Origin of the sequence: Nocardia sp. NBC_00511 (assembly GCF_045161165.1) — a bacterium.
Classification (GTDB): Bacteria; Actinomycetota; Actinomycetes; order Mycobacteriales; family Mycobacteriaceae; genus Nocardia.
This window is the reverse complement of the sequence record NZ_CP107849.1, coordinates 2196122-2208433: the sequence shown is the minus strand read 5'-3', so window position 1 is coordinate 2208433 and position 12312 is coordinate 2196122. Positions and strand designations below refer to the sequence as shown.

10 protein-coding genes and 1 pseudogene are annotated in these 12312 nt (G+C 63.1%); 10 read left to right on the top strand and 1 reads right to left on the bottom strand.

Annotated features, from left to right (window positions below):
• The first annotated feature begins 42 nt into the window (after positions 1-42).
• From OG300_RS10500 to OG300_RS10460, 9 genes and pseudogenes are all read left to right on the top strand, one after another.
• Positions 43-1187, top strand: a protein-coding gene (locus OG300_RS10500) for an IS3 family transposase (RefSeq protein ID WP_331722933.1) whose coding sequence is annotated in 2 segments (ribosomal slippage) — positions 43-322 and positions 322-1187 — 1146 coding nt in all. Because the reading frame shifts where the segments join, the coding sequence is not laid out codon by codon here.
• A gap of 41 nt (positions 1188-1228) precedes the next feature.
• Positions 1229-2422 (top strand): annotated as a pseudogene (locus OG300_RS10495) (acyl-CoA dehydrogenase family protein); the annotation flags it as partial.
• A 41-nt stretch (positions 2423-2463) separates the two neighbouring features.
• Positions 2464-4002, top strand: a complete 1539-nt coding sequence (locus OG300_RS10490) for a hypothetical protein (protein WP_405494613.1) — start codon at positions 2464-2466, stop codon at positions 4000-4002.
• A gap of 82 nt (positions 4003-4084) precedes the next feature.
• A complete protein-coding gene (locus OG300_RS10485) occupies positions 4085-4636 on the top strand; it encodes a TetR/AcrR family transcriptional regulator (RefSeq protein WP_405494611.1) in 552 nt (183 codons plus the stop codon).
• 159 nt (positions 4637-4795) lie between these two features.
• A complete protein-coding gene (locus tag OG300_RS10480; RefSeq protein WP_405494609.1) occupies positions 4796-5251 on the top strand; it encodes a VOC family protein in 456 nt (151 codons plus the stop codon).
• Positions 5252-5585: 334 nt separating this feature from the next.
• Entirely contained in the window at positions 5586-6926 is a 1341-nt protein-coding gene (locus tag OG300_RS10475; RefSeq protein WP_405498521.1) for a lipase family protein, read from the top strand.
• 73 nt (positions 6927-6999) lie between these two features.
• A complete protein-coding gene (locus OG300_RS10470) occupies positions 7000-8052 on the top strand; it encodes a hypothetical protein (protein ID WP_405494607.1) in 1053 nt (350 codons plus the stop codon).
• A 106-nt stretch (positions 8053-8158) separates the two neighbouring features.
• On the top strand, positions 8159-9262 hold the full coding sequence (locus OG300_RS10465; protein ID WP_405494605.1) for a CE1758 family FMN-dependent luciferase-like monooxygenase: 1104 nt from the start codon (positions 8159-8161) through the stop codon (positions 9260-9262).
• Entirely contained in the window at positions 9259-9915 is a 657-nt protein-coding gene (locus OG300_RS10460) for an FMN reductase (RefSeq protein WP_405494603.1), read from the top strand. Before OG300_RS10465 ends, OG300_RS10460 begins: the two co-directional genes overlap by 4 nt.
• 33 nt (positions 9916-9948) lie before the next feature.
• Here the strand turns inward: OG300_RS10460 and OG300_RS10455 are convergent, their stop codons facing one another.
• The gene (locus OG300_RS10455) at positions 9949-10740 is read right to left on the bottom strand and encodes a class I SAM-dependent methyltransferase (protein WP_405494601.1); all 792 of its coding nucleotides are present in this window, start codon (positions 10738-10740) and stop codon (positions 9949-9951) included.
• Between the two features lie 173 nt (positions 10741-10913).
• On the opposite strand from OG300_RS10455, the gene OG300_RS10450 reads away from it, so the two are divergent.
• Entirely contained in the window at positions 10914-12248 is a 1335-nt protein-coding gene (locus OG300_RS10450; protein ID WP_405494599.1) for a PucR family transcriptional regulator, read from the top strand.
• The last annotated feature ends 64 nt before the right edge of the window (positions 12249-12312 follow it).

Here is a 12312-nt window from a genome sequence, read left to right as displayed (position 1 = left end):
CCTGACCTGTGAGGACCTCCTCGCAGTGGAAGGATCACCGACATGCCCAAGCCCTATCCCGAGGAGTTCCGCCGCGACGTAGTCGCGGTCGCCCGCAAGGGCGAGATCCCGTTGACCCAGATCGCGAAGGACTTCGGGATCTCGCAAAGCTGCGTGAAGAACTGGGTGAAACAGGCCGACATCGAGGATGGACATCGCCCCGGCGTCACCGGTGATGAGTCGGCCGAGCTTCGCGAGGCCCGCAAACGGATCCGGCAACTCGAACAAGAAGCCGAGGTCATGCGCCGTGCGGTCGCCTACTTCTCGCGCGATGTGAACCCAAAATGATGTACCCGCTGGTCCTGGACCTGGCCGCAGACAAGATTCCTGTCGCGGTGACCTGTCGGGTACTCGGATTCTCCACCCAAGCATTCTTCAAATGGAAGAAGAACCCTGTCTCGCAACGGGATTGGGACGATGCGCATCTGATCAATGCCGCCTACGACATCCATGCCGACGACCCTGCGTTCGGCTACCGGTTCATCGCCGATGAGTTGCCCGCCCGCGGCATCCGCGCGGGTGAGAACCGAGTCGCCAGATTGTGTTCACAGCAACGGATCTGGAGCGTATTCGCCAAGAAACGCGGGGTGAACCGCAAGTCCGGCCCACCGGTCCACGACGACCTCGTCGACCGCAAATTCACCGCCGACGCCCCGGATGCCGTGTGGCTGACCGATATCACCGAGCACGCCACCGGCGAGGGCAAGCTCTATCTGTGCGCGATCAAGGACGTGTTCTCCAACCGGATCGTGGGCTACTCGATCGATTCTCGGATGAAGGCATCGATCGCGGTATCGGCGCTGCATCACGCCGTCGCGTTCCGCTCACCAGACGCGACGGTCGTTCACTCTGACAGGGGCAGTCAGTTTCGTTCCCGAAAGTTCGTGAATGCATTGTCAGTCAACGGTTTACGAGGCTCGATGGGCCGCGTCGGGGCGTGTGGTGACAATGCGGCCATGGAGTCGTTCTTCGCGCTGCTGCAGAAGAATGTCCTCGACCGGCAGCGCTGGGCGACCCGCGCGGAACTGCGGTTGGCGATCGTGGTCTGGATCGAGAAGACCTACCACCGCACTCGTCGGCAACGCCGACTCGGCCGGCTCACCCCGATCGAGTTTGAGACAATAAACCGGCCCGCGCTCGCGGCCTGAACCACTACACCCGCGAGTCAACCAAACTCGGGGCAGTCCCCAATGTGGCCCGGGTGGTTTCGGTCTTCGGCCGCCGATCGGACATCGACGGTCCGGAGGGATATGTCTTCTTCACCGCCGACTCACAGCACCCGAACTATCACCTGGTCAAGAACACCGTGAACTCGCAGATGTTCGTCGCAGAGTTCACGCTGACCGACTACCCGGTGCCGGTCGAGAACGTGCTGCACACCGGTCAAGCAGCCTTCGACGCCGCGCTCAACACGGTCAATGTGGGCAAGTTCAATATCGGTTTCGCCTCCATCGGGATGGCCGAGCACTGCCTGTACGAAGCGATCACCCACGCCCACAATCGGGTGCTGTACGGCACGCGCGTCACCGAATTCCCGCACGCGCGAAGGTCTTTCGTAGACGCCTACGCTCGCCTGTTCGGTATGAAGCTCTACAGCGACCGCGCCGTGGACTACTTCCGCACCGCCGGTCCCGATGACCGCCGCTACCTGCTGTTCAACCCGATCAACAAGATGAAGGTGACGCAGGAGTCGGAGAAGTCCGTCGCGGCCATGTGGGATGTCATCGCGGCCAAGGGTTTCGAGGCCGACACCTACTTCGACGGTGCGTCCCGCGACATCTTCGCGCCCACCAAACTCGAAGGCACCGTGCACGTCAACCTGGCATTGGTGCTCAAGTTCATGCCGAACTACCTTTTCGCTCCCACCGAGCACAGCGCCGTGCCCGCATTCAAGCAGGCCGGTGACGACGAGTTCCTGTTCCATCAGGGCCCGGCGCGCGGACTGAGCAAGGTCACCTTCGCCGATTGGCGGCGCGCCTACGAAGCCTTCGCCGATCTGCCCAATGTGGCGCTCTTCCTGGAACAGGCCGGGGGCCTGGTTCATCTATTGGAGACCGCAGCGCCCGACGCCGAGCAGCAGCGCGATCTGGATTTCCTGCTCACCCTCGGCCAGATGTTCACACTGCTCGTCTACGGCCAGTTGATTCTGGAACAGGCCGAGATCGTCGATTTCGACCGCGCTGTGCTCGACACCGTATTCGAGGTGTTCGTCAGGGATTTCGCCGAACTGGCGGTGCAGCTGCACGGAAAGTCCTCCTCGACACCGGCGCAACAGGAGTGGGCGCTCACGCGCGTACGCAAACCGGTGGCCGATGCCGAACGCTTCGACACGGTCTGGAAGCAGATCGAAAACCTCTCGGGCGCATACGAAATGAACCCATGAGCGGCGGCCCGGGACAATCCATTCTGCACACTGGGGGAAACATGAATCTCGATCCCGCTCGAAATACCGCCGTAGCCGATAAGGGGCAAGCGCTCACGAGTTCCCCTGCGGAGAACGGTGTCGTCTTCCAGGAAAGGCACGACGGTCGCAGCTCGCTGACCAGTGGGCGCGCCATCCTGGCCGCTGCCGCTTCGGCCACGGATCCGCGACTGGCGCAGGAAATCACCGCCACCGAGAACTGGCGCGGCCGCTATATCGAGCACTTCGCCGCGATCACCGCTCGGGGAGTCGAAGCCGACGCGGCGGTGAACATCGCCCGCCACGGGCTCGACGCTGTCCACGCTCATCTGAACTATCGACAAGGTGACACCGAAGTACCGCTCGAAGCCATGGTGTGGGGCGGCGGCGGTGCCATCGAGGCGCGCACGGTCAACGGGGAACGGTCTCCGGTGACGGAGCTGAGGGTTCCGTACCGCGGCAAGACCCTGTCCGGAACCGAACTACGGGACCAATTGGCCCACTGGAGCGACACCGGAACAGTCGAACCGGGATTCGTCACGGCGATCAACCGGGTGATCGACGAACCAGAGCTCCTGAGGTTGCCGGGCCGGCAGTTCGCCCTCCTGGGTGCCGGTGCGGAAATGGGTCCCCTGGAACCGTTTTGCGAGTGGGGTACGGACCTGCTGGCCATCGACATCCCCAACCCCCGGGTGTCCGATCGCATCGAGGCCACCGCACGCGCGGGAGCCGGACGGGTCACTGTTCCCGTTCTGAAAGGCAATGTCGGCTTGGATGTCCTGCGAGACCTACGTGAGTCGGCGGCGTGGATTCTCAGCAACGCCACGCCCGGTGCCGCACTCGGACTGGGCATGTACGGGTACGCCGACAGCGGTCTGCACGTGCGGCTTTCGGCTGCCGCCGACGCCCTCGCAGCACACCTGCTATCCGTGCGACCCGATACCGCGCTGGCCTACCTCGGCACACCCACCGATGCCTACCTGGTGCCGGCCGCGGTGATGAACGACGCACATCGCCGCTGGAACGCACGCCCCCGTGCCACCGCTCACGTGCAGGACGCGATCCGTATGATGTCCGCCCAGCAGTGGTTCCGGCGCGCATATCGCGAAACCCTCACCGACAGTGCGGGAATCGACTGGGCCGTCGCCGACATCATGCTTCCCGCACAGGGCCCCAATTACGCCCTGGCAAAACGCATTCAACGCTGGCGCACCATCGCCGCCACGGCGCAGGGCCATCGAGTCTCGTTCAATGTCGCCCCCGCCTCCTGGACACGATCGGTCACCAGCAACCGTATGTTCCGCATCGCGTACTCCGGCGTCGAGCATTTCGGCGTCGAAGTCTTCGCCGCCGACACCTCCCGATACCTCATGGCCGCCAAACTCGCCGCCGACCTCGCCGAACCCGCCCACTCCGGACACCGCCATCCCGAGGCACTGATATCCGCGGATGCCAATCACGGCGGACTTTGGCGCCAGCCCTTCGAACCCAAGTCCGGACTCACCGTCGCCGCCGCCGTCGGCGCACTCTCCTTGCTCAATCCGTTCCGTGCCCCGGCCTGAATATCACGGCTCGCGAATGTGAATCCGGACGGTGACATACCACCAGCACCGAAATCCTCTGAGCTCACGGAATGGCATCGCTTTGGCAACCACTCCCGCAGCAACCACGGTGGGCCGCGCCTATCGCGGGGTATCGCTGTTCTCACGTAAGGCCGCACGCCGACAGCGCTTCATCGACGAGGCGGTCGTAGCCTTCGGCGAGCGTGGCTACACGAACTGTTCGCTCGCCGACCTCTGCGCTGCGACGGGGCTGTCCAAACGGCAATTCTACGAGACGTTCCACTCCAAGGAGGACGTCCTGCTCGCCGCCTACGACTCGATCCAAGACGATGCGACAGACGCAGTCGGGGCGGCAATCGTCTTCGTCGAGGTCGTCGGCATCAGCGAACGGGTGGAACGACACCGGCGCGCACGCCGCCAATCATGGTCGACCGTAATGGATTCGGTCGTGACCGCCGTCGGCGGGCCGAATGCGCGCGCCCGCGGAGGCATCACCCGAACGGCGACGGCATTGATCGGGGCGGTCAACGGAATAGGCCACGAATGGGCGCTGTCGAGCTCGCGACCGCCGATCGAGAGCCTTGTCGAACTGCTCGCCCCTATCGCGACCGCCCTCATCACGGTCGAGTCCTAGCAAATCGTTGACATAATCGATCGTTGCTCTGGTACTCCGAGGTTCGCGCCCGACTCGTCGTTGCGGCTGAGCACCTTTTCCAGCCAGGCATTGGGAGGATGTAGCCAATCCACGCTTGACAACTCTGCTATCAGCGCAAGCGGACGAACGGGAGTTCTCTTGAGCGATCAGGAAGATTTACCCTTTCCTGCGGCCGGACTGCTGCTAACCCACTTCCTGACGGTGCGTGACGTCGCCCGCTCACGCGACTTCTATGCCGAGATCCTCGGCGGGCGAGTGGTATTGGCGGAGAACCCTGCGATCGTCAAGATCGCCAACGGCTGGATCATCATGAATCCCGGTGGCGGCCCAACTCCGGACAAGCCCGAGGTAACGCTGACCCCACCACAGCCGGGCGATCCGGTCTCGTCGTTTCTGAACGTGCGAGTCGCTGACATCGCGTCCTTTTATGCTCACGCGAAGGCCAAAGGGGCACAGTTCCTTACCGAGCCCCTCGACCGCAAGGCCGAGCTGCGGTGCTACCTCGTCGACCCCGACGGATATCTCATCGAGGTCGGACAGGCGACCGGCATATTGAGCGGTATCTTCGCCGATCAGCAGAACGACGAGTCGTAGCGAACCCACGTTCGCTATCCTTCCGAACCGCATCAGCCCGCGTGATGCTCATCACTCAGATATGGTACGCACGGCCCAGGAATACGCCCAGAGGGGCGCTAGCCACTCGATTGACCTGCGCGGCAACGCACTCCTCCCCCACTACTGCAGCCCGCGGAAAACATGTGATTCCGGTCCTAGTTCGATGCTTGTTGCAATCTGCATCACTTCCATTTGACAGTCGAAGCAATGTGTGAGACCAGGCGGTGTCACATCGCCGGAGGGGACAGACATGCGTTACAGAGGACGACGAAGTCGACGGCTGATCATCAGTGGCGTGGGCTTCGCGGCGGCGATGATGGTTGCAGGCGGCGTGGCGGTGGCCGCCCCGGAAACCAGCGGACCCGAAACGGTACTGATACAACCGGCGGCGACGATTCCTCTTCCACCGGAACTCGATCCGGCGTTCTACCACCCCTCCACCGATGCAGTCGCAGCCAAGGCACCAGGGGAAATCATCGCGGCCCGCTTGGTAAACCTCGCGAATTTCGGATTGATCCCGCTCAATGTGGATGCGTGGCAAGTCTCGTACCGGTCCAACAACAGCCGTGACGAGCCGATCGCAGCGGTGGCCACCGTGCTCAAACCGCGCGGATCGGCACCGGACAAGCTGGTGTCGATGCAGGTCGCCGAGGACTCGCTCGGGGCGTACTGCGCCCCCTCCTATGCCGTTCAACAGTCGTCGGTCGCGACGCTTGCCGGCCAGATCGTCGCGCCACTGGAATTCATGATCGCCCAGGGTGCGGTCCAGCAGGGGTGGGCGGTGGTGATCCCCGATCACCAGGGCCCGAATGAGGCGTACGCGGCGGGCCCGCTCGCCGGAAGGATCACCCTCGACGGTATTCGCGCGACCCGCGCATTCGAACCGATGCAGCTTGCCACCGATGCCCGTATCGCGATGTACGGCTACTCGGGCGGCGCGATCGCAACCGGTCATGCGGCCGAACTCCACCAGTCCTACGCACCGGAACTCAATATTGTCGGCGTCGCCGAAGGTGGCGTACCAGCCGATCTCGGACCCGTGCTCGACAACAGCATCAACGGTATCTGGTCCGGCATGGCGATGGCGGCCGTCATCGGCCTCAGTCGCGAATACCCCGAGTTCTCAGCACTTCTCGACCAAACCATGGATCCGCTCGGCAAAGCGCTCTCCGTGATCAAGGGCGGATTGTGCGTGCAGTGGAACACCGCTTTGGCCCCTTTCATGAATGTGAAGGGATTCCTCCGGACTCAAGGTGACCCGCTCGACCACCCGGTAGTGCGTGAGGTGCTCGATTCGACGCGGATGGGTAAATCGGTGCCAACCATGCCGATGTACATCTGGCAGGGCAATCCCGATGAACTGATCCCGGTCGGCCAGGTCAACACCCTGATCAACACCTATTGCCAGGATCCAGCGGCCAGCGTGCAGTACACCCGTGAACACCTGTCGGAACACATCACCACCGAGCTTTTCGGTACCGGCCCGGCTCTGCTGTGGCTGCGTGACCGACTCAACGGCGTTCCCGCATCACAGGGTTGCTCGACCAGCGACGTGGGCTGGCTCGCAATGAATCCCGACGGACTGCAGCTGGTCGGCCAGACCTTCGGCGAGACCCTGGCCTCGTTCCTCGGCAAACCGATCGGAGTCAAATAGGTGCCGCCACCTTTCGGTACCCAGTGGAAAACCGATCCAGTAACAAGATCACTGCCACGCAGTACGCAGAAAAATGAAGAACAAGGTCAACACGCAAACTTCTGACGAAGACGGGCAAGCCGGGTACATAGCATCGGATTCATCGCCCAGGTTCGACAACGTGCTGCCGACGAGAGGTATCTCCGTGGACGACCGTAAACCCGCGCCCAGCACTGAGTGGCGAGAGATCATTGCTCCGGACGAGCAGGAGCGGTTCGCGAAGGAAGCCGAGCGGTTCACCCGGATCCAGAACGACCGAGCCCAACGGTACGGAGAGCCCGGCCGCGGATTTCATCGCAAGCCGCTGCTCGCGTTGCGCGCAGAGTTCGATGTCCTGGCAGATCTGCCTGATTACGCGCGATTCGGTCTGTTCGCCACGCCAGGCCCGCACGAGGCGTGGGTGCGCCTGTCGAATGGGATCTTCGACATCAATCCCGACCCGGTGCCCGATATCCGGGGTTTCGCGATCAAGGTCTTCGGTGTAGACGGTCCCGATGCGCGCGACGGCGCACCGGCGTTGAGTCAGGACTTCCTGATGATCCAGGTCGATCCCTTCGGGCTGACCAGTCAGCAGTTCACCGACGCGGCGTGGTCGCTCGCGTTCGACAAACCTTCCCCGCCATCCACGGAAGCGATTCGCCGCCTGCACATCTCAGGATTCGCCGGTACGGTGTTCAATACCACGACGCCCTTTCAGGTGGGGCCCTACGCGGCTCGTGCGCGAGTGGTGCCCGCCGCCGATCACGTGCCCGATCCGAATGCCGAGAACGACTGGGGCGCAGACTTTTACCGCCGGCTTCCACTCACTTACGCATTCCAACTCCAGTTCTTCGTCAGCGAAGACGACACACCGATCGAGGACGCGAAAAAGGTCTGGCCCGAGGCCATCGCACCCTGGATCACCGTTGCGCACCTGACCCTTCCGACCCAGCCCCTCGACCCCGATTTAGCAGCGCAGGCCGAACGAATCTCCTTCGCACCTTGGAATGCCCTGGCTGAACACCGTCCACTCGGCGAGGTCAACCGCGCCCGACGCGTTGTCATGGACCGCAGTGTGGCGAATAGGCGCGGCAGCTACGACCGATGACCGAAGGCCCCGCTTCGGGACTGTTCTCGGCAGCGTAAGGTCCAGCAGGCGTTGATCTTGTTCTGATCCGGTTCGTTACCTGTCTTCAGAGCTCAGGAGGGTCCGCATGCAGTTCGGTCTTTATACCGTCGGTGACGTCACCATGGATCCCACCACCGGCCACGCCCCCAGCGAAGGCGAGCGCATTGCGGCGTTGATGCGGATCGCGGAGAAGGCCGAGGAGATCGGGCTGGACGTATTCGCGATGGGCGAGCACCATAATCGGCCATTCGTCCCGTCCTCCCCGACGACGATGCTGGGATATGTCGCGGGACGAACCGAGCGGATCATGCTCTCCACCTCGACCACGCTCATCACCACCAATGATCCGGTGAAGATCGCCGAGGACTACGCGATGCTGCAACATCTGGCCGGCGGGCGGGTCGACATGATGCTGGGTCGCGGCAACACCGGAGCGGTGTACCCGTGGTTCGGCAAAGACATCCGTGATCAGCAAGAGTTGCAGTTCGAGAACTACAATCTGCTGCACCGATTGTGGCGCGAAGACGTCCTGGACTGGCACGGGAAATTCCGCACTCCCCTGCAGGGTTTCACCTCGACGCCACGCCCCCTGGACGGTGTGCCACCTTTCGTGTGGCACGGCTCGATCAGCAGTACCGAAACCGTCGAACAGGCCGCTTTCTACGGTGACGGCTTCTTCGCCAATCACATCTTCTTCCCGACTTCGCACTTTCAGCGGCTGGTCGACCTGTATCGGCGGCGGTACGAGCATTACGAACATGGCAGCGCGGAACAGGCGATCGTCGGTTTGGGCGGGCATATCTTCATGCGGATGAAGTCGCAGGACGCGATCGAGGAATTCCGGCCCTACTTCGACAATGCCCCGGTCTACGGGCACGGGCCGACGCTGGAAGAATTCCTGGCCGGCACCCCCTTGGCCGTCGGCAGCCCCGAACAGATCATCGATAAGACCATGACCTTCCGCGAAAGCTTCGGCGATTACCAGCGGCTGCTATTCCTGATGGATCACGCCGGACTTCCCCTGAAGATCGTGCTCGAACAGCTCGACCTGCTGGGCGAACACGTCTTGCCGACACTGCACAAGGAGTACGACCGGCTCAAGCCCGCACATGTCCCGGACGCACCGACACACGCGTCGCTGGTCGCCGCGCGCGATGAGGCCGCGCGCAAGGCCGGAGCCGCAGCATGACGAACATTCGCATCAGCGTCATCTCGGCCGGACTGTCGCAGCCGTCCACGACCCGGCTCTTGGCCGACCGCCTCGTCACCGCCGCTGACACCGAGTTGACAAGTGCCGGGCGCACCACGTCCTTCGAGATATTCGAATTGCGGGACTACGCACACGATTTGGTCAACAAACTACTGACCGGATTTCCCTCCGGCCAGATCGGGCCGATGCTGGACCAGGTCACCACCGCCGACGGGCTGATCGTCGTCACGCCCGTCTTCAACGCCTCCTACAGCGGGCTTTTCAAAATGTTCTTCGACGTACTCCCACCGGATTCACTGAACCACAAGCCCATTCTGATCGGCGCGACCGCCGGTACCGAACGCCATTCCCTCGCACTCGATTACGTAATCCGCCCCATGTTCTGCTACCTGCGCGCCGCCGCCGCACCGACCTCGGTCTTCGCGGCCTCGGAAGACTGGGGACCATCGCGGGAACAACAACAAGGTGAGCTGAGCGACCGAATCACTCGGGCCGCGGTCGAATTCTCTGACCTGATCGTGTACCGCCGAGCATCGGAAACCCGAGACCCCTACACCGACCCGATCCCCTTCTCCCAACTACTCCCCGACGTCGTTGCCACCCAGGCATCGGCGATGGAACCCGAATGGTGAAGCAGACAGACTGACGCTCACAGGACTGCGCCGTCACACCTGTCGGCGAATTCCGGTTGTGGTGTACAGGTGGGGTGACCACAGGCGAAGGCCGGAGTCGTTCAGGGCTCGCTGCACGGCGGCCAGGGCACTCGGCGGCAATCCGCAAGCCTCGAGCCCGGATTCGAAGCATGTGTAGTGCGCGAGCAGCCGAATACCCGGGTCGCCATTTCCCCACGCGGTCCCGGTCATCACGGACCGCACCTCGCTGAGCCCAGCCGCCAGGAAAGCGGCCGGAGTTCGCCGGGACCAATCGAAATCTATACCGGACCGGGCGCAGACCTCGACCAACGCGGTGCTGTATCTGTCTACGGCCGAATGCAGCTCACGATCAGGCGCGGATATCACCCAGTCGCGGGGCGGCCGATCGAAGTCCGACACGACCAGCACGCCACCCGGTTTCAACGCGCCCGCAAGCATTTTCAAGACCTTCGAACTGTCCGGCAGCTGCATGAGCAGCAAGCGCGCGTGGATGAGATCGAATGTGCCCGGAGGCCAATCGCTGTTCGCATCGTGCACCCGGACTTCGACGGTGTCGGGCACCTGGATGTGCTCCGGGTGCGGATCGGTGGCGATCACCGATGCGCCGGTCCCAGCGAGCCAGTTCGCGACTGAACCGTTCCCCGAACCGAGATCCAGGCATTTCCATTCAGGCCGAACCCCCAGTTTTCCCAGGATCCCGGTCGTGTGCGGGTTCAGGATTTCAGCGAGCAATCGCAATCGTTCGGCCGCGTCGGTTCCCACACTGCCGAACAACTCCTCCGCACCGACTGCCTCCGGTATCACTCGACCTCCTCGGGATGACCGCAGGTCGAGCGCGGTCGGGTTCGGATGGTTACGTGCTGCGAGGATCACCATTGCGGACCACAACGACCTTATCGCGCAGTGCGCAGAATTTTCCGTTACCCCATTCCGGGGTGCCCGCGGCGCGGAAAGCCGCCACTCGCAGATTGTCCCGAATGACGGATTCCACCTCTGGTGCCGCCCGCATGGCTTGCGGCAACACGCTGATTCCCTGCACGCCCACCGCGAGAGTCGAAGATCGCCGATTCGATGCCGATGCCGGATCACCCGCCGATGATCGATATATGGACCCCGGCGACTTCGTTGTGCAGACCTGTCATGCACTGCTCGAAAACATCGACACACTCGTGGACGAGGTCGCGCGGGAGATCATGCGGGAGGAACCCACGTACGGAGCCGCCGGAGCCGTGGCGGCAGCCGATCTGCGGAACAACAATCGAGAAAACCTTCGCGGGGTGCTCGCGCACCTGGCCGGAAAACCGAGTACCGGGACCGCATTCGCGGTGGCGACCGGACGGCTGCGCGCAGAGCAGGGGGTGCCATTGCCGATTGTGTTGCGGGCCTATCGAATCGGCACCAGGGTGGTTTGGGATCGCATGGTGGTCATGACCGGGGGCGATTCGGTCGCCGCGCAGAGTTTGCTGTCCAGGGCTTCGGATATCTGGCGGTTGGTGGATGACTATTCCCAAGCACTGACCTCGGGATACCAAGAGTCGATCGCCGAGCAGCACCGCCGGGACGCGAGCGCCCGCGCCGCTGCACTGGAAGCGCTGCTTCGCGGCGAGGTAGAGGGAGCGGAGCGACTGCGCGCGTGTGCGGACACCATTCGCATCCCGATACCGGGTAGCTACACGGTGGTCTGCGCCGCAGCGGAATCCACTGCGGTGGAACCGATTCCGGGCACCGCCGAGACCCTGTCCACACTGGGCATACGGTCGGCGTGGCAGACCCGACTGCACAGCGGTGTCGGAATCGTCGCGTTGACGGAAAGTTTCACGATCGAACGACTCGGCGGATTGCTGCGCGAACGCGCTCGTGACGCGGTCGGCATCAGCCCCGTATTCGGCGACCTCGCGCACGCGCACACCGCGCTGAGAAAGGCCGAGCTGGCGTGCGCCGCGGCCGATTCCGGCGAACGTGAGGTACTCCGGTACGAACAGGGGTTGCTCGGTGTGCTGATCGCTAGTTCGCCTGAGGTCGCACATTCCTTGGTCGAGGAGGTCCTGGGCCCGATAATGGCGCTGCACGAGCACGACCGCACGACCCTGCTCACCACTCTGTCGGCCTGGTTCCGCTGGGGCGGCAATATCACCGACCTGTCCGAAAGACTGTTCGTGCATCGAAACACGGTGCGGTTCCGGCTCAACCGGATCACCGAACTGACCGGTAAAAACCTCTCGGTCCCGGGCGAGGCAACCGAACTGCACTTTGCCCTGCGCGCGGCGAATATTGTCAGACAACTGACCAGCTGGACGGCCACGCACAATTGAGGCCGCCCGAGCATTGTGCACACGCATATCGACCCGTCGGATCGGGCGACCGTACGCTCGCAAA

Coding starts and splice junctions, on each gene's coding strand:
- OG300_RS10490 (WP_405494613.1), top strand. CDS start 2,464: ATGAATCTCGATCCCGCTCGAAATACCGCCGTAGCCGATAAGGGGCAA.
- OG300_RS10465 (WP_405494605.1), top strand. CDS start 8,159: ATGCAGTTCGGTCTTTATACCGTCGGTGACGTCACCATGGATCCCACC.
- OG300_RS10475 (WP_405498521.1), top strand. CDS start 5,586: ATGATGGTTGCAGGCGGCGTGGCGGTGGCCGCCCCGGAAACCAGCGGA.
- OG300_RS10470 (WP_405494607.1), top strand. CDS start 7,000: ATGAAGAACAAGGTCAACACGCAAACTTCTGACGAAGACGGGCAAGCC.
- OG300_RS10450 (WP_405494599.1), top strand. CDS start 10,914: ATGACGGATTCCACCTCTGGTGCCGCCCGCATGGCTTGCGGCAACACG.
- OG300_RS10460 (WP_405494603.1), top strand. CDS start 9,259: ATGACGAACATTCGCATCAGCGTCATCTCGGCCGGACTGTCGCAGCCG.